This window comes from Streptomyces sp. NPDC033131, from assembly GCF_055578365.1.
On record NZ_JBVIPA010000003.1, the window covers coordinates 65,815 to 82,411 of the forward strand.

Here is a 16,597-nt window from a genome sequence, read left to right on the forward strand (position 1 = left end):
AAACCGTCCGGCAGCTTGAATTCTGGCAGTGGGCAGATACACCCCATCTTGCCTGACGGCTACCCCTCGAAGGAAACGCGTTCTGTCGGGGGTCCGTGACCTGGGGCTTCACCGCCGGCGGCTGTAGCCCGACTGTCACTGCCGGTCGCCGCCGGTCGCCCTCGGGGAGCGTCGGACGGCCCGGGGGCGGCCCGGCACCACATCAGTCCCCGGTCGTCCGCCACTCATCCAGCCGGATCCTCACCTGGTGGTTGTGTGCATGCCAGTACACCTCGCCCTCGACAGCGGTCCCGAGGGCAGGGAGCTCCCTCCCAAGCGGCATGGCCGATATCTCGCCCAGCGCCACGGCATCCGGCACACCGTCCATATGCACGAAGATGCCGAAGGGTTGACGGCCGATGACCTGGCCGGTGATGCGGGTCCCCACGGGCAGGGCCGCAACGGTTGCCGCCCAATTCCGACGAACCGCCTCTCCCGTCGGCACCGCCGGGCCCGTGGGCCACGCGTACTCATCCATGGACAGATCATGGCTGCTCGGAGCGACGTGCGTCGACTGGCAGCTGTAGACCCGCAGCACCAGCCCGTCGTGGCGGGGGCCGGCCCGTTCGAGCCGGGCCAGGCGGGCTGACGTCCGCTTCAGGAGTTCGATCCGGGCCTGCTGTGCACCGTCCGCCCGGACGGTTCGCCTCATGCGACGCCGGCCTGGTTCGTCTTTCTCAGGGGCGGACGGTGGGTGCCGGCACCCGCTAGTCCCGGGTCGGCGTCTTCTCCCTGCCCACCAGCAGCAGCGCCGCGCCGCCGATCACCACGAGGGCGATGGCTGTGCCGGCGATCATCGGGGTGGCGTTGGAGCCGCCGGTTTCGGCGAGGTTCACGTCACTGGCGGTGCCGCCGACCGTCGCGGGGCTCGGCTCGCTCAGGGTCTGGGTCGCGTCGCCGCCGGTCTCGCTGCCCTGGGTCCGGCAGTCCAGGACGCCGGTGAAGCGCTGCTCGAGACCGCCCGGGGCCGTGATCGTGAAGTCGTACGCCTGGTCCTCCTGGAGCGGGATGGTCACCGTCTGGGACTCGCCCGCCGCGATGCTGTGCTCGCGTTCCATGAGCTCGAAGGTGAACGTCTCGTCGCCCACGTTGGTCGCGGTGATGTCCAGGCCGCCCTCGGCGCAGTTCTTCGCCGCGGACAGGGCCGGTATCGCGCCCTCCTTCGCCCAGGCCGCGTTTGCCGTCGCCGAGACCGTCGACTCGCTGGAGCCGGCCAGGATCTGCGTCTGGCTGCGGCTCTCGGAGGAGAACGCGCGGCCGACCGGCACGGTGGTCGAGGCCTGCACGGTCAGCTCGGCCGAGCCGGCCGGTGCGTCCTCGGGCACGTCGACGAAGAGCTGGCTGCCGTCCGTCGCGGACGTGATCGCCTTGCCGTCCTTGCCGACGATCCGTACTCCGCTGGTGGCGGCGTCCGCCGGCGGTGTCACCGTCACGCCGGCCGCGTTGGTGTGCACCGTGACCGGGCCGAGCAGCTCGCCGGGGCGGCCGGAGACCGCGGGCGGGTCGAGCGTCAGGGACGCCTGGGGCTCCGCCACGTTCCGGGCGCTCTTGTGCAGGTGGTCCGCGAGCCTCTCGGCCTGCGGGTCGACGGCGTCGACGTCGGCGCCGTCCGAGTAGCGCCAGATGGCGACCTGGGTGCCGGCCGCCGCGTCCTCCTCGGTGAGGCCGCCGTTCACACCCGCCGCCGCGGCGAGCGCCGCGAGATCGTTGACCTGCGGATAGGAGTTCTGCAGGATCCAGCGGATCTTGCCGGCGTTCTTGTTGGCGCCGAGCGAGGTGCCGCTCCACGGGGTCTCGTGGTACTTGGCGTCCCGCTGCGTGGGGTTGTGCAGGTCGACGCAGTAGGTCTGCAGGGTGCCGCCGCCCTCGACGGACATCTCGAACAGGCCCGCCGACACCGTCAGGTCTCCGGTGTCGCCGTGTATGACGGCGTCGCCGTACGTCTTCAGTCCGCCTATCGTCGCGGTCGCGCCGCTCTGACTCTGGGCCGTCTCGTCGGCGGACGCCGTGCCCGCGCCGGACAGCACGCCGGCGGCGACGAGTGCGGACATCAGCGCGGCGGCGGCGAGGCGGGCCGCGCCTCGCCTGCGCACCGACAGCGCGGAGGACGAAGAAAACACAGAATTCCCCTTCGAGCAGGACCCGTTGACGTGGGGGTGTGGTCCCACCAGCAGAAACAGAAACCCCGAGAGCCTACGTCCGGCATCCTAGGTACCTCGCGCACCGCGCTTCCCGGGGATGCCGTCGGTCAACCGATCCGACTCGGAATCGTTATCGCCACGACCGCACCCGAACAGGGCTTATCGACAAATCCACTTGAGTTGTTCGGCGCGCATTCACCGATAAGCCGCAGTTCGGTCGGCTCCGGGGGCGGTTGCCGTCACGTCATCGGGCTGGTGCCGACGGAGGCTGACGTCACGTCATGTCATCACGGGCCCGGGGCTCGGCCCTCCGGCAGACGGCTGACGTCACGTCACCGCAGCGGGCTCCGGTTGCCGTTGGGCGTCCGGCTCGGCGGGCGGTGTCTCCCAGTTGGGCTCGGGTTGCGCCGGGGCGCCGGCGGCCGCCGTCTCCTGCCTGGGAGTGCGCCGGAAGGCCGAGGTGCCGCGGGCCAGATCGTGGCCGATGGCCAGCGCGTCGATGTCGGCCGACGTCCAGCTCTGCCCCTCGCGTACGTCCGAGCGCACCTTCAGCCTGCCCTGCACGACGACGGGGTCGCCGACGTCGAGCGACGCCGTCACGTTGGTGGCGAGCTGCCGGTTGGCCCAGACCGTGAAGAAGTTGGTGTGGCCGTCGGTCCACGTGTTCTTCTCGCGGTCCCAGTACCGCGAGGTCACCGCCAGCCGGAAGCGCGCCGACGCGCCCGACGCCAGCTCCCGGAACACCGGTCGCGTCGCCACGTTGCCCACCGCGCAGATGACCGTCTCGTTCATCTCGATCCCCACCCTCTCCCGGCATTCACGCCGGACGGATACGCCGACGGGCCCGTCCCGTACGGCTGCGTCTGCCACGACGACCGCGTCCGCCCCGATCGCCGCGAGGCCAGACTGCCTCCGTCGGGCCGAGCCCGCTGAGCGCTGTGGGCCACCGCCCGGCTGTGGACAACTCCGCCACCCGAACGAGTGGTGCCACCCCGAGTCACCGGTGCCCCGGGCCGCCCCGCGGCCGGATCACCGTGCCGCCGCCACCCCCATGACCTGGCCGTACTGCTCCCGCACCTCCCGGTACCGCAGCAGTTCCGCGGCCACCGGATCCAGCACCCGTGCCCGCCCGCACCCGGCGGACGCCTCCCTGAGCCGCCGTTCCGCCTCCAGGCCGTACCGCCGCGCCGGTCCCCGCGCCGCCATCCGGCAGCTCCACTCGACCAGCGGGCCGCCGATGATGCCGACCACCATCAGCAGCACCGGCACGCCCAGGTTCGGCGACATGACCCCGATGATCTGCCCCAGCAGCCACAGGCCGCCGATGACCTGGAGGATCGTCATGGAGGCCTGGGCGAACACAGCCGCCGGCCACCAGCCCGGTCGCGGCGGCCGTCCCGGCGGCAGTCCCGCCCGCGCCGCCAGTTCGTCCAGCGCCTCGGGCAGCCCCTGCGCGCCGCGTACGGCGGCCTCGCGCACCGCCTGCCCCCAGGGTGCCGGCAGCCCGGCCGACGCCCGGTCGGCCAGCGTCCGCACGGCCTGTTCGACCCGCTGGCGGGCCGTGACCTCCTCGTCGACCGGGGAGCGCGACGGCAGCCGCCCGGTCGAAGGTTCGAACCGGTCCTCGTACCACCGCCACAGCCGCAGCCAGGGCGTCCCGCAGGCGCGGTTGGCGTTGCGCAGCCACGCGCGTTCGGCCGCCTCGCCCGCCGCGGTGGCACCCACCGCCTCCGCGAGCCGGGCGGCGAACTCGTCCCGCGCCTGCTCACTGAGCCCGGTCCGCCGGCCCGTGGCGTAGACGGGCCGCAGCCGCCACCCGGCGGCGTCCACGTCGGCCGCGATACGCCGTGCCGGGGCCCCGCGCTCCGCCACGAACTGGCCGAGCGCCTCCCGCAGTTCCCCGAGACCGTCGCCGGTGAGCGCCGACAGGGCGAGCACGGTGGCGCCCGGTTCGCCGTACTCGCCGAGCACGATCCCGTCCTCGTCGAGCAGCCGCCGCAGATCGTCGAGGACCTGCTCGGTGGCTTCTCCGGGCAGCCGGTCGATCTGGTTGAGGACGACGAACATGACCTCCGCGTGGCCCGCCATCGGCCGCAGATAGCGCTCATGGAGGACGGCGTCGGCGTACTTCTCCGGGTCGACGACCCAGATGACCGCGTCGACGAGGGCCAGGACGCGGTCCACCTGCTCGCGGTGCTGTACGGCGGCCGAGTCGTGGTCGGGAAGGTCCACCAGGACGAGCCCGCGCAGCTGTGCCTCGGCCTCGGCGCTCTGCACGGGGCGCCGCCGCAGCCGCCCCGGGATGCCGAGCCGGTCGATGAGGCCGGCCGCCCCGTCGCTCCAACTGCACGCGATGGGCGCAGCGGTGGTGGGCCGTCGTACGCCCGTCTCCGAGATGTTCACTCCGGCGAGCGCGTTGAACAGCTGCGACTTGCCGCTGCCGGTCGCGCCCGCGATGGCGACGACGGTGTGCTGCCCGGACAGCCGCCGGCGCGCCGTCGCCTCGTCGAGGACCCGGCCCGCCTCGGCAAGGGTCCTGCTGTCCAGCCGCGTACGGGAGAGCCCCACCAGCTCGCGCAGCGCTTCGAGCCGGGACCGCAGCGCTCCGTCGTACGCCAGCTCGGGCACGGCCTGCGGATGCGAGGGCCGGGCCTCCACGACGGTGACGTGCTGCGCGGCGGTCTCCTCGGTGACCCTTCGCGCGATCAGCCCGTCGTCCCAGGCGCTGTCGGAGTCCGTACGACCGGAGGTGCCCGTACGGCTTGCGGAGTGGCCGTCCTTCACGCGCGCGTGCCGGTCGTCGGAGCGCACGCGCCCCCCAGGTCCCTCGGGTTCCCCGGGGCGCTCCGGCTCTTGAACCTCGCCGGATGCTTCGGGAGTCGCTTCACCGGCGAGCTCGACTTCCGTGCCCCCCTCACCCGAATCGGCCTCTCCAGCACGGCCAGGACCGTCAGGACGGCCGTCATCGGGCGTGCCCTCCTCGGAGCCGGCATTTTCGGCTCGCTCGTCGTCCTGACGACCCGCGTCGGCCGCGTCGGCCGCGTCAGCCGCATCGTCCGTGTGCTCCGTGTGGTCGTGGTCTGTGACGGCGGTCACCGGTCACCTCTCCTTCTGCAGTACGGACAGCGCGGCGATGAGTTCCGCCTGCGGTTCGGGGTGGACGTCGAGGGCATCGAGCGGGGCGAGGCGGCGCTCGCGTTCGGTGTGGATGATCCGGTCCAGGTGGTCGGTGAGCAGCCGTCCGCCGCGGTCACGCAGCCGCAGCGCGCCGTGCGCGCCGATCCGCTCGGCGAGTCCCTCGCCGGCCGACCGCGCCCGACGGCCGCCCAGCAGAGCGGTTGCGACGAGGGCGGCGACGAGTTCGGCGGAGGGTGCGACGCTCCGGTCGAGGCCGCTCACCTCCTCCTCGGCGTACTCCTCCAGCTCCCGCCGCCACCGCCGTACGGCCAGCCCGATGCGGTGCTCGGCGCTCTCCGCGGACGTGCCACGGTCGGTCAGTTCGGGAGCCCCGGCGGCCGGTTCGCGTCGCCAGGCCTCCTCGACGCGTTCGTCGGCTGCGGTGACGGCACACAGCAGGAGCGCGCCGAGACTCTCCACGAGGGCGTCGAGGAGTTCGTCGGCGGTGCAGTCGAGCGGGAAGGCCCGCCAGCGCTTCAGGGCGTCGCCGGCGAGCACGGCACCCGCCTGCAGACGGCCCCGCACGCGCGCGTGCTCGCTGTCGTACGCCCCCTCGACGGCAGTGGTGAGCCGCAGCGCGGCCGCGTACTGTGCGGCGGCCGCGCTCGCCAGCTCGGGCATCCGGGCCTTGAGCGAGTCGAGGACGCCGTACGCGGTACGGGCCATCGCGTACTGCCGGGCCACCTGGTCCTGGGCCTGATGGATGAGCCAGGTCCGCAGCGGCGCGACGGCGGTGGCCGGCAGGAGCCCGCCGCCCCACGCCGACTCGGGCAGTTCCGGCACGGTGAAGCGGGGTACGTCGCCGAGTCCGGCTTTGGTGAGCAGCGCGCCGTACTGCCGTGAGACCTCGGAGACGACCTGGTGGGGCACCCGGTCGAGCACGGTGACGAGCGTGGCGTTGTACTCCTTGGCGGTGCGCAGCAGATGCCAGGGCACGGCGTCGGCGTACCGGGCCGCCGTGGTGACCATGATCCAGATGTCGGCCGCGCAGATCAGTTCGGCGGCGAGGACGCGGTTGTCGGCGACGAGGGAGTCGATGTCGGGGGCGTCGAGGAGGGCGACGCCGGGCGGGAGGGTGTCGGCGGTCTCGATGCGCAGGACGCGCGTGGGGTCCTCGCCGGGCAGCAGGAGTTCGTCCGTCTGTTCCCGATGGGGCACCCACACGCGCGTGAGGTCGGGCAGTACCCGCATCCCGCTGAACCAGTGATGGTCCTCCGGATGGCACACCAGAACCGGAGTCCGGGTGGTCGGCCGGAGCACCCCCGCCTCGCTGACCCGCCGCCCCACCAGGGAGTTGACCAGTGTCGACTTGCCGGCCCCGGTGGATCCCCCCACCACCGCCAGCAGCGGCGCTTCGGGTTCTCTCAAGCGGGGCACCAGATAGTCGTCGAGCTGGGACAGCAGTTCGTCGCGGTTGGCACGCGCGCGTGGAGCCCCCGGCAGGGGCAGCGGGAAGCGTGCGGCGGCGACACGGTCGCGCAGGGCGGAGAGTGCGTCGAGCAGCTGAGGCCGTACGTCCAAGGTCACCACATGTGAAGAATGCCCAATTTTAGGGGAATTCTGAAGCATATGAGCATGTCTGCGCGCCGACAGGACACAACGGACGGAAGGGGCGACTGGGGCGCGGCCACAGTCCAGGCATAACGAGTGCACAACACCCGAGGCACAAGACGCCAAAAGCGGTGCACGATTCGTACCTGCCTGCGATTATCAGGACCGCTTCACCGAACCTCCACATCGAGCCACGGAGGGGAAGCAACAGGGACAAGGACGCGGGAGCCCTATCCTTGTCCCCGGCAGCGTCACGGACCGGCCCACACCCGGGCACCCAGGACAGAGGCCACCACACCCGGCCCCCGTAGCTCAGTGGATAGAGCAGGCGCCTTCTAAGCGCTTGGCCGCAGGTTCGAGTCCTGCCGGGGGCGCACATACCCTCTCCCCTGCGGAAACGCGTGAGGGATTCTTTGACGTCCGGGTGCACATCGCTGCGAGAGCAAGCGCCTTGACTGTCCACAGTCGTGGATGCATGCCCGAGATCCAGGTTGCAGTTCGAGCTGACAGATGGCTGGCTACCCCTCCTCGTCCAGCACCTGGGCGGCCGCGCGGGGATCCATGAGGTTGGACCACGCCTGTTCGGCCGGGAGCAGGTCCCGCTCAGGCAGGGCGTACTCCGGATACCAGCCCTCAACCTCGCAGCCGGGGACGTTGCGCAGGATCAGCACGGTCAGGTTCGGCGGGACGGAGCCGGTGATCCGGACGGCGAGGTATGTCTCGTGGCCGTCGTCTGCACGCACCTGGAGGCCAAGGGTGAAGGTGTCGAACTCGCGTGTGTGCTCACGGCCGTCGCGCAGCGCGGCGTGCGCCAGGTCCAGCAGAGTCACCCGCAGGCGGCGCACGAAGCGGACGCCGGCCTCGGCCCGGTACCGGACGTGGCCCTCGCGTGCGGGCAGGAGGTGAGCGGTGTGCGTCGCGGTCTTCAGGCCGTCGGAATGTTCCGCGTTGTAGCGAGCCCGGGCGGCGCGGCCGTCGGCCTCAAGGGCCGCATAGAAGTCATCGCCCGAGCCGTCCTCGCGCCGACCCGCCGCGACCAGCCACGGCAGATCGGCGTCCAGCCATACCGCGCCGCGCCACCGCTGCACCTTGACCTTGAACAGCACATGGTCGTCCACTGACCGAATGCGTTCGTGCTTGCCGTCCTCGTCCGCGAACTGCTCGGACACTTTGGCCAGCACCGGGTGCTCGATCTCGTCCAGCGGCGCCGTGACCGGCGGCACCGCGAGGCACAAATCCTCGCGTAAGCAGCGCAGCGTCGGGCGGGCCGGGCGCAGCGGGCCGGCTCCGCTCATTCCTCGATTCCCCCGACCGCGTCGATCTCCTCCGCGGTCAGCCCGGTCAGCAGCATCACATCCGACTTCAGCGAGCCATCCAGCACACTGAGCGCCTCCACCATGCCGGACCGCAGATCCTCACGGCGCTGCTCCAGATACGCCCGGACCGCCTCGGCCACCAAGTCCTTCTTCGTCAGCCCCAGGAAATGAGCGCCCTGGCTGATCAACTTGTCCGTCGCCGGGTCCACCTTCAGCGGGGACTGGCGTACCGGCTTCGCCGCCGTCGTCATTGTCGACACCTCCGCACGCCATAGTACCTAAATACCTCAGGGTGTAGTTGTTCCGGCGCCACCGCTGTCGAACGCCCTGGCTCCGGCCGATGGCACGCGCCTTTCGCTACCCGAGACGACCATCGAGCAGGCATCCCGGAATCGACAGCAAGCGCTTTGACGATTTCCGTTCGTGGACGACCTGCGAACACGCAGGTGAGCGCATCGATCAGGCCCGCGCACCTTCTAAGCGCTTGGCCGCAGGTTCGAGTCCTGCCGGGGGCGCTCCACTCTCCGCATTTCCGCAGGTCAGAGGGCTCACCTTCCAGTGGCGGCCGCTCCCCTCCCCATACGTCCCAACTGCTCCCATACGCCCCCGACAGGACGCACACGAACTCCAGCCGGCCTGCTGCATCAGCCGGCACGGGGCACCAGAGGCAGCGAGGACCCGTCGATCAGTGGCTCCACCGCTCGCCCGCGTCAGGCGATCCAGCACCGCTCTACCTCATCGAGTGCCAGGTCATCCCGGCCACGTCGGCAGGAGCGCCGGACACGACATCGGATCCGCGGGTCGGCAGAACCGCATGGCACAGGGTGCCGGGTGCCGGGGTGCCGGAGCGGCACTCGCCCGCTGGCAGGCAGTCGCTTCGTGTCGGCGTGTCGGCGCCGGAGGCCCGTTCCCCTCTGAGGACGTTCGCACGCCACTCGCCCCGGTCCCACCCGGCACCACCGGCCCCGCAGGTGAAGCCGTCATGGCGACGCCGGACCCGGCGCCGTAAGGTCGGTCTGCCCGCCCGGAAAGGAACCGACGTGCCCCTCCGCTGTGCCGTGCTCGACGACTTCCAGCAGGTGGCGACCGAACTCGCCGACTGGTCACCGCTCGCCGGGGAGGTGGAGGTCGTCTCCCACGACACGCACTTCGCCGACGAGGACGCCCTGGCCGCGGCCCTCACCGACGTCGACATCGTGGTCACCCTGCGCGAACGCGTGCCCTTCCCGGCCTCCTTGTTCGCCCGCCTGCCCCGGCTGAAACTGCTCGTCGCCTCCGGCATGCGCAACTCCGTCATCGACTACGCCGCCGCCGAGGCGCACGGCGTCACCGTGTGCGGCACGGCCAGCGCCGCCACCCCGCCCGTCGAACTGACCTGGGCCCTGCTGCTCGGCCTCGCCCGCGGGATCGTAGAGGAGAGCAACGCCCTGCGCTCCGACGGGCCCTGGCAGCGCACGGTCGGCGCGGACCTGCACGGCCGCCGCCTCGGCATCCTCGGCCTCGGCAAGATCGGCAGCCGGGTGGCACGGATCGGCCTCGCCTTCGGCATGCGGGTCGGCGCCTGGAGCCAGAACCTCACCGCGGACCGCGCCGACGAGGTGGGCGCCGAACTCGCACCCTCCCTGCACGACCTTCTCGCCACCAGCGACTTCGTCTCGATCCACCTGGCGCTCGGCGACCGCACCCGCGGCCTGCTCGGCCCCGCCGAACTCGCCCTCCTCAAGCCGACCGCCTACCTGGTCAACACCTCGCGCGCCGCGATCGTCGACCAGGACGCCCTCCTCGCCGCCCTCGAAGAGGGCCGCATCGCCGGCGCCGGCGTCGACGTCTTCGACACCGAGCCCCTCCCCGCCGGCCACCCGATGCGCACGGCCCCCCGGCTGCTCGCCACCCCTCACCTCGGATACGTCTCACGCGCCAACTACGAGACGTACTACGGCCAGGCGGTCGAGAACATCCGCGCCTTCCTGGCGGGTTCGCCGGTACGACGACTGCCCTGACGTCAGGCGATGCCGGCCTCCGCCGCCCCCTCGGGCCGCCGGTAGATTCCGTCGCTCCGGCGCAGCTGGTGCAGGTCCACCAGACAGCGCCGGAGCGTCACATGGTCGACGTCGCCGTCCTCGCACCAGGCGCGCAGTTTCTCGTCGACGGCCCGCTCCGGGTACTCGACGCCCGGCTCGAAGGTCTGCTCGGCGATGTACCGCAGCACCAGCTTCTTGCGGGTCCACCGGGCGGGCAGCCGCAGCAGCCGGCCGTCCCGGACGAAGGTCCGCAGGATCATGTCGGTCCGCTCGTCCCCGCCGGAGGGAACCCCAGGCGCCCGCGGCGGCCGCCCCGCCGCCCGTGCCTGATCCCTGAACAGGTCGTACGCCACGGTCAGTGCCCCGTCGTCCCCCGCGGTCACGACACCCTGCTCGCGCAGCCGAAGCAGCGCCAGGGCCGTCTCCTTCACGGACAGGCCGGACGCGCGGGCCACCTCAGCCGGGCTTCCCGCGCCCAGGGCGACCGCCGCGAAGGCGCGCACCCGGCTCTCCTCGGCGAACAGACGGACCAGGGTCATGGGGTCGGGTTCCATGCCGGGAGGCTAGTGAACGGCCCGGCACGGCCCAAATCATTTTCCCGCCGCCCGCCGCCCGCCGCCCGGCTCCCCGGTCCCCACCGATTGCGTGTTCAAAAAGGGTGATCCGCACATGCCCGCCGTTACCAGCCGTGAGCGGCGGCGTTGAACGGGGAGTGCGACGGCACGTCCTGCCGCCGCACTCCCCGAGTCAGAAGGAGAACGTGATGTCTCGCATCGCGAAGGCAGCCTGTGTGGCTCTCGGCACCGGCGCCGTGGTCATGAGCGGCGCCGGCCTGGCCATGGCGGACGCGGGCGCCCAGGGTGCGGCCGTCGGCTCCCCCGGCGTCCTGTCGGGCAACGTCGTCCAGGTCCCGGTCCACATTCCGGTCAACCTCTGCGGCAACACCGTCGACGTGATCGGCCTGCTGAACCCGGCGTTCGGCAACCAGTGCGCGAACGTCAGCGACGACAAGAACGGCCACCACGGCTCCGGCGGCCACAACGGCTACGGCGGCTGACCGCCCGTCCCCACCCGAGAGCCCCGGCACCTCCGAGCGCCGGGGCTCTCGCACGTCCGGGGCCCGCCCGACGGCTAGGCGTACCGGTAGATCCGCCCGTGGTCCTCCAGCTCGTCCGGTGTCACGTCCCACGGCGGCAGCTTCTCGTGCCGGGCGACGATCCGTCCCCGCTGGGCGCTGCCCGGACCGGGCGGCTTCGCGGGCAGGTAGCGGTGCTCGCGGTGCCGGCGCTGCCAGCGGGACCAGCACAGGTCGACGAAGGCGTGGTGCAGCCAGAAGACCGGGTCGTTGACGGACGCGCCGCCGACCATGGCCCCGCCGACCCAGCGGTGCACGCGGTTGTGGTTGCGCCAGCCGGCACTGCCCCGCCCGGTGCCCCACCCCTCCAGCTTGTTGCGGAACCCCCTGGTGGCCGTGGAGTCCCAGGGCGAGGTGTCGTAGACGGGGTCCTTCAGGGCCCACTCCAGCTCGCTCCGTGTCGGCAGCGCGATCGGATCACGGGCCCGCCCGAGGTCCCGGGTGAGGAACTCCCCGTCGGTGACTCCTTCCTTGAGGGTCCAGTTGCCCTCCTTGTAGGCGAACGGTCCGGTGGTCACCTGCCGGTCGGAGCGCCGCCCGTTGCCGCCGAGCAGGTCCTTGGTCCAGGGCGCGGAGGACGTCGTACGGTCCTTGGTCCAGTCCCAGTACGGCATGCTCACCGACGGGTCCACCCGGCGCAGCGCCCGCTCCAGCTCCAGCAGGAACCGGCGGTGCCAGGGCAGGAAGGAGGGGGTCATGTGGGCCGAACGCAGTCCGTCCTCGCCGTCGGCCACGTAGTACTCGACGTGCATCCGCACGAACTCGTCGTACTCGCCCCGCCGTTTGACCTCCAGCAGCGCCTTCACGAACCGCCGCCTCTCGGCGGCGGTCAACGTGCTGACGTCCTTACGCGTGTACGCCATGGTGTCCCCCCATGTCCTCGTGTCCCTGTTCCCCGGTCATCCCCGGGGCGCGCAGCCGCTGCCCCGGCCCCAGCTCGTCGACGGCGGCGCGGGCGGCCTCCAGCGGGGTGGCATACGACCGGTAGTGGTCGACCATGCTCAGCCAGGTGCCGTCGGCGCGGCGCATCAGGTGCAGCGGGCGGTCGTCCACGGTGACGTGCCACCGGCCGCCCGCGAAGGTGTGCCCCGCGGCGGCCGCGGAGGTTCTGACCCCGCGGATACGGTGGCCCCGGTAGGTCTCCTCGAAGGCGACGTCCGCGGGCGGACCGTCCCCGGACGTCGGGCGGGAGGCGACGACGACGGGGGTGAGCGCCAGGGCGACGGCCGGGGCGAGCAGCCCGCGCAGCAGGTCCCGTCGGCTCCCGCGCGCGGGGCCGCCTCTCACCGGGCTCGTCGCTGAGGGCTCCGCCCTCACCGGCACTCCGCCTGCGCTCACGACCATGGTCTGCTCCTCGTCCGGTTCGGTTCTCTGCAGCGGTAACCGTCCAGCGGCCCGCCCGGTCACCGTCCGGCGGCCCAGGAGGTGAACTTCCGGGCCCGGACAGCCGAAGGGCCCGGACAACCGAAGGGCCCGGACAACCGAAGGGCCCGGCCGCTCACGCGGTCCGGGCTCTGTCGGGTGTGGCCGGTACGCCCCTACAGTCCGGGCCCCGCCCCCAGGTCCGCCCCCGGCACGGTCTGCAGCACCGGGGCGAGCAGGCCCGCCTGCGGCAGCTTCGGGTCCGGCAGGCCGAAGTTGTCGGGGTTCGGCGGGGTCAGCGGGGCGTCGAGGGTCAGGCCCGGCGCCAGCGCGCGCAGGTCGGAGGCCGGCGCGTCGACGCCCACGTGGTCGAAGTCGTCACCGAGGAGGTGCGGCAGGGGCGCGCGCAGACCCGCGCCGGGCAGTGCGCCGCTCACCGGCAGCTGCGGGACGACGCGCTCCGGGATGAGGCGCCCCTCGACGTACTGCGGTCCCTCGGGCGCACCCGGCGTCAGCAGGGGCAGCTCGCCGCCGAGCTTGGGCAGCTCCATGTTGAGGGAGTGCTCGATGCCCTCCAGCGGCACCGGCACGGGGACCGTGTCCACCGCTGCCGCGGGGGTCGCGGTGGCCCCCACCGCGGCCGCGACGCCCGTGATGACGGCGGCAAGGGTTCCTCGGGTGGTCGACTTCATGTCAGGTACGGTCCCTCTCAGGATCGGCGGATCGGCGAGTCTCAACGCCCGTACCGCGTAACGATCCCGAGCCGTCCACCAGCGCAAGATTCCCCCGACTGCCGCAGTAGTACGACGTACGGCAACGGTCAGCTCGTCCAGAAGTCCCACCAACGGGTCAGGATCAGCATGCCGACGACGCCGCAGTGCAAGAGCGGCGGCACCCAGGTGAATTCACCGACGAAGGCCCGCAACCATCCGGGCGCGGGCAGGAATTCCCGCAATACGGCGAACGAGGTGACGTACCAGAACATGAGGATCGTGGCGACCCAGGCGAGGCAGCACCACAGGCACAGCGCGTTGATCCGGTACAGCGACTCGACCTGGAGCCATGACACGAACCCGAGCCCGAACAGGCAGCCGGCGTCGAGCGTCAGCCAGTACCAGCGGGGGAAGGCCGCGCCGGCCAGCAGGCTCATGCCGACGCAGACGACGATGCCGTAGGCGACCAGGCCCAGCATCGGATTGGGGAACCCGAAGGCCTCGGCCTGGTCGCTCTCCATGACGCTGCCGCAGGACACCACCGGGTTCAGACTGCAGCCCGGGGTGAAGTCCGGGTCCTCCAGCAGCTTGAACTTGTCGAGGGTGATGACCCAGGAGGCCAGCAGCCCGGCCGCGCCGGTGATCACCAGCAGCAGGGCGAGGCCCCGGCCGGCACCGGCGGCCACCCGCGTGCGCCGTCCCGCGGCGTCGGCCATCAGTTGCGCAGGCTGCGGGCGGGCAGCACGATGTGCGCCGCCGCGTTCAGGGTCTCCTCGGCGCCCGCGAAGGCGGACAGCGCCTCCGGCTCGACCGGCTTGCCGGGCTTGGCCTCGGGCCAGGGGCGGGTGGTGAACACGAAGTAGGCGAAGCCGCGTTCGCCGACGGCCGCGAGCCACTCCGGGGGCGGGGTGCACTGGGCGTTGGAGCCCGGCATGGTGACGACGGCCGTGCCGGACTCGACGAGCAGGCTGACCGGCAGGCTCGGACGGGAGGCGCCGTCGACGAGGTCACCGCCGACGGGCAGCCCGTTGTTCTCCAGCAGCGCCTCGACGGCGGCCGTGGAGGCCTCCGGGCCGTTCGCACCGTCCCCGAGCGTGTAGGCGAGCAGGTAGGGCATGTCGCCGTCGGGGGCTTCGCCGCTCCAGGCCATCACGACGAGCGTGCCGAGGTCGGCGGCGTGGAAAGGGCGGGTTTTGCTTGAGGTTGAGGTCACCGCGCGACCTTATCGACGCACCTGAACAGGCCGACCGTGTTCTCACCCGACCGGGCGATTGCCCCCCGCCTGTCCACACGAACGAGGGACGCCACTCGAACAGCGCGAGGGGCCGATTCCGTACGACACGGGATCGGCCCCTGTGGTGGGTGCTCCGGAATACGTCAGCCCTGCAGCGGAAGCCCGCCGAGAAGCCCGCTGGAGTTCAGCGTGGTGGTCGCGCCCTTGACCGTGTTGAGGACGGAGTCCTTGTTCTCGGTGTTGAGCGCGTCCGACTGGTGCTGCAGCGGCATCACGTCGGCGGGCTGGAGGGGGGTCTCGGTGAGCGTGTTCACGGCGCCGTTGAGGCTGGTGGGCGTGAGGTCGGCGGCGTCCTGGGCGAACGCGGGCGCGGCGGCACCGGCGAGGACCATGGAACCGGCAACTACAGCGGCAGCCTTCAGGGACTTCATCGTGTTCCTTTCTTCGGCAACTCGCGTCACCAGAGGAAATGCTGACGCCGTGCCTAACGAGACCCCGCCGGAGCGGAAACCCCGTACGCGGAATGTTTCCGCAACCCACCCGAATGAAGGGTGGGTCTCATCGGCGTTTCCCATCCTCATATGAGAGGCCTGGAAGATTGACCGTGAGCTCCCCGGGACGGCGGCTCAGGCCGCCGGCACCGGTTGCGCGGCCGGCAGCGAGCTCGTCGGCAGGCCGGGCACCGCCGGGAGGCTGGGGGCGGGCAGTCCGCCGCTCGTCAACGCGGCGGCGACGACGTTGACGAGGGTGGACACCACGCCGTCGACGGCCGGCGCCACCTGGGCGGCGTCACCGGCGGTGGACGCCTTGAGCAGGGTGTCGACCGCCTTCTGCAGGGCGTCGAGCGCGTCACCCACGAGGTCGGCCGGGGCCGCCTGTACGGCAGGCTCCTTGGAGTCGGCGCCCGTCAGGGTGGGCAGCGCGGGAAACCCCGGCAGCGCGGGCAGGATGCTGGACGGCACGGTGGTGTCCGGCACGGTGGTGACCGGAGCCTCCGGGGCCGCCGCGGTGGCCTTCGCGATGGCGGCCTTGACGGCGTCGCCGAGCCGGGTCGACTCGTCGGCCGAGAGCTGGCCGTTGTCGGCCTTGAGCACGGCGTTGACCAGGTCGGTGACCGGGGTCAGCACGCCGCCGAGATCGCCCAGGGCCCTGGACTGGGCGAGGAGCGCGTCCGCGCCGGGGACGGGCGCACGCGATGCCGCCTCCTGGACACTCCCGCTGCCCGGCTCCCTCTCGACGGACGCCGCGGCCGGGCCGGCGATGCCGAGGAGGAGGGTCGCGCAGAGGGCGGAGGAGGCGACGCGCCGTGTGGGCAGACCACGCATGGGGTTCCTTTCGATGTGGCCGGATCGTGAACTCACCGTGGAATCGGCCCATGCGCTCTGCAACCGTGCGAACACCATTCGGGCGAGCGCCGGAAACACGAACCGGCCGCCACCCCGGGGAAGAACCACGGGAGGGCGGCCGGCACCTGGGGTTTCGCGCCGACGTCAGTCGTTCTCGCACTCGTTGCCGAACGCGGGGTTCAGCAGACCGATGACGTTGACGGTGTTGCCGCAGACGTTGACCGGAATGTGGACCGGGACCTGGACGACGTTGCCCGACAGGACGCCGGGGGAACCGACAGCCTTGCCCGCGGCCCCGCTGTCGGCGGTGGCGATGCCGGCGGTGCCCGCAACGGCGGCGGCCGCAACGGAGGACAGGACCAGGCCCTTCGCGATACGCGACATGGAGAGGTGCTCCTTGGGGTTGACACACACATCCGGGCGGGGATGCCCGGCGCTGTGTCAACGCGTGGCACCCACGGGGGTTGTGCCGCCAATGGAGTGATCTGCCACAGAGCCCGGCTTCACCGATCCGACACACTTGTCCCGTTTCGCCGAATAAATACGGATAGCGGCTAGAGTT

General features: G+C 71.8%; 18 protein-coding genes and 1 tRNA gene. 3 read left to right on the forward strand and 16 right to left on the reverse strand.

Annotated features, from left to right (window positions below):
* Positions 1-202: 202 nt before the first annotated feature.
* From ACZ5XS_RS05580 to ACZ5XS_RS05600, 5 genes are all read right to left on the reverse strand, one after another.
* Positions 203-691: a hypothetical protein gene (locus tag ACZ5XS_RS05580; RefSeq protein WP_468648050.1), complete on the reverse strand. Its 489-nt coding sequence runs from the start codon at positions 689-691 to the stop codon at positions 203-205.
* Between the two features lie 55 nt (positions 692-746).
* Complete coding sequence (locus ACZ5XS_RS05585; RefSeq protein ID WP_468648052.1) at positions 747-2,159, reverse strand: Cys-Gln thioester bond-forming surface protein; 1,413 nt, start codon at positions 2,157-2,159, stop codon at positions 747-749.
* Positions 2,160-2,507: 348 nt separating this feature from the next.
* Positions 2,508-2,972 (reverse strand): single-stranded DNA-binding protein, encoded by a 465-nt coding sequence (locus ACZ5XS_RS05590; protein ID WP_468648054.1) that lies wholly within the window; start codon positions 2,970-2,972, stop codon positions 2,508-2,510.
* 237 nt (positions 2,973-3,209) lie between these two features.
* Positions 3,210-5,276 (reverse strand): YfjP family GTPase, encoded by a 2,067-nt coding sequence (locus tag ACZ5XS_RS05595; protein WP_468648056.1) that lies wholly within the window; start codon positions 5,274-5,276, stop codon positions 3,210-3,212.
* Positions 5,277-5,279: 3 nt separating this feature from the next.
* A complete protein-coding gene (locus tag ACZ5XS_RS05600; protein ID WP_468648058.1) occupies positions 5,280-6,887 on the reverse strand; it encodes a dynamin family protein in 1,608 nt (535 codons plus the stop codon).
* Between the two features lie 322 nt (positions 6,888-7,209).
* Between ACZ5XS_RS05600 and ACZ5XS_RS05605 the strand changes: the two genes are divergently transcribed.
* Positions 7,210-7,282, forward strand: a tRNA-Arg gene (locus tag ACZ5XS_RS05605).
* 144 nt (positions 7,283-7,426) lie between these two features.
* On the opposite strand, the gene ACZ5XS_RS05610 is transcribed toward ACZ5XS_RS05605, so the two are convergent.
* Together ACZ5XS_RS05610 and ACZ5XS_RS05615 are read right to left on the reverse strand one after the other, a co-directional pair.
* On the reverse strand, positions 7,427-8,203 hold the full coding sequence (locus ACZ5XS_RS05610; protein WP_468648060.1) for a hypothetical protein: 777 nt from the start codon (positions 8,201-8,203) through the stop codon (positions 7,427-7,429).
* Positions 8,200-8,475 carry a DNA replication complex GINS family protein gene (locus tag ACZ5XS_RS05615; protein ID WP_361880148.1) on the reverse strand — a complete coding sequence of 92 codons (276 nt, stop codon included), beginning with the start codon at positions 8,473-8,475 and terminating at the stop codon, positions 8,200-8,202. Before ACZ5XS_RS05615 ends, ACZ5XS_RS05610 begins: the two co-directional genes overlap by 4 nt.
* A 789-nt stretch (positions 8,476-9,264) precedes the next feature.
* Between ACZ5XS_RS05615 and ACZ5XS_RS05620 the strand changes: the two genes are divergently transcribed.
* Positions 9,265-10,224: a D-2-hydroxyacid dehydrogenase family protein gene (locus ACZ5XS_RS05620; protein WP_468648062.1), complete on the forward strand. Its 960-nt coding sequence runs from the start codon at positions 9,265-9,267 to the stop codon at positions 10,222-10,224.
* Positions 10,225-10,226: 2 nt separating this feature from the next.
* On the opposite strand, the gene ACZ5XS_RS05625 is transcribed toward ACZ5XS_RS05620, so the two are convergent.
* Entirely contained in the window at positions 10,227-10,799 is a 573-nt protein-coding gene (locus tag ACZ5XS_RS05625; RefSeq protein ID WP_468648064.1) for a DUF2087 domain-containing protein, read from the reverse strand.
* 209 nt (positions 10,800-11,008) lie between these two features.
* Here ACZ5XS_RS05625 and ACZ5XS_RS05630 point away from each other — a divergent pair, with 209 nt between their 5' ends.
* The gene (locus tag ACZ5XS_RS05630) at positions 11,009-11,302 is read left to right on the forward strand and encodes a chaplin (RefSeq protein WP_468648066.1); all 294 of its coding nucleotides are present in this window, start codon (positions 11,009-11,011) and stop codon (positions 11,300-11,302) included.
* Between the two features lie 74 nt (positions 11,303-11,376).
* Here the strand turns inward: ACZ5XS_RS05630 and ACZ5XS_RS05635 are convergent, their stop codons facing one another.
* The 8 genes from ACZ5XS_RS05635 to chpG form a co-directional block, all read right to left on the reverse strand.
* Positions 11,377-12,243, reverse strand: coding sequence for a tyrosinase family protein (locus ACZ5XS_RS05635; RefSeq protein WP_468648068.1), 867 nt, complete (start codon positions 12,241-12,243; stop codon positions 11,377-11,379).
* Positions 12,227-12,724, reverse strand: coding sequence for a tyrosinase family oxidase copper chaperone (locus ACZ5XS_RS05640; RefSeq protein ID WP_468648070.1), 498 nt, complete (start codon positions 12,722-12,724; stop codon positions 12,227-12,229). Before ACZ5XS_RS05640 ends, ACZ5XS_RS05635 begins: the two co-directional genes overlap by 17 nt.
* 194 nt (positions 12,725-12,918) lie before the next feature.
* Positions 12,919-13,434, reverse strand: coding sequence for a hypothetical protein (locus tag ACZ5XS_RS05645; protein WP_468648071.1), 516 nt, complete (start codon positions 13,432-13,434; stop codon positions 12,919-12,921).
* 128 nt (positions 13,435-13,562) lie between these two features.
* Positions 13,563-14,171 carry a vitamin K epoxide reductase family protein gene (locus tag ACZ5XS_RS05650; RefSeq protein WP_468648073.1) on the reverse strand — a complete coding sequence of 203 codons (609 nt, stop codon included), beginning with the start codon at positions 14,169-14,171 and terminating at the stop codon, positions 13,563-13,565.
* Positions 14,171-14,668, reverse strand: coding sequence for a DUF5949 family protein (locus tag ACZ5XS_RS05655; protein ID WP_468648075.1), 498 nt, complete (start codon positions 14,666-14,668; stop codon positions 14,171-14,173). Before ACZ5XS_RS05655 ends, ACZ5XS_RS05650 begins: the two co-directional genes overlap by 1 nt.
* A gap of 164 nt (positions 14,669-14,832) precedes the next feature.
* On the reverse strand, positions 14,833-15,120 hold the full coding sequence (locus ACZ5XS_RS05660; protein WP_468648077.1) for a hypothetical protein: 288 nt from the start codon (positions 15,118-15,120) through the stop codon (positions 14,833-14,835).
* 195 nt (positions 15,121-15,315) lie between these two features.
* The gene (locus tag ACZ5XS_RS05665; protein WP_468648079.1) at positions 15,316-16,014 is read right to left on the reverse strand and encodes a hypothetical protein; all 699 of its coding nucleotides are present in this window, start codon (positions 16,012-16,014) and stop codon (positions 15,316-15,318) included.
* A gap of 165 nt (positions 16,015-16,179) precedes the next feature.
* Positions 16,180-16,419, reverse strand: coding sequence for a chaplin ChpG (gene chpG, locus ACZ5XS_RS05670; protein WP_468648081.1), 240 nt, complete (start codon positions 16,417-16,419; stop codon positions 16,180-16,182).
* Between the last annotated feature and the right edge of the window lie 178 nt (positions 16,420-16,597).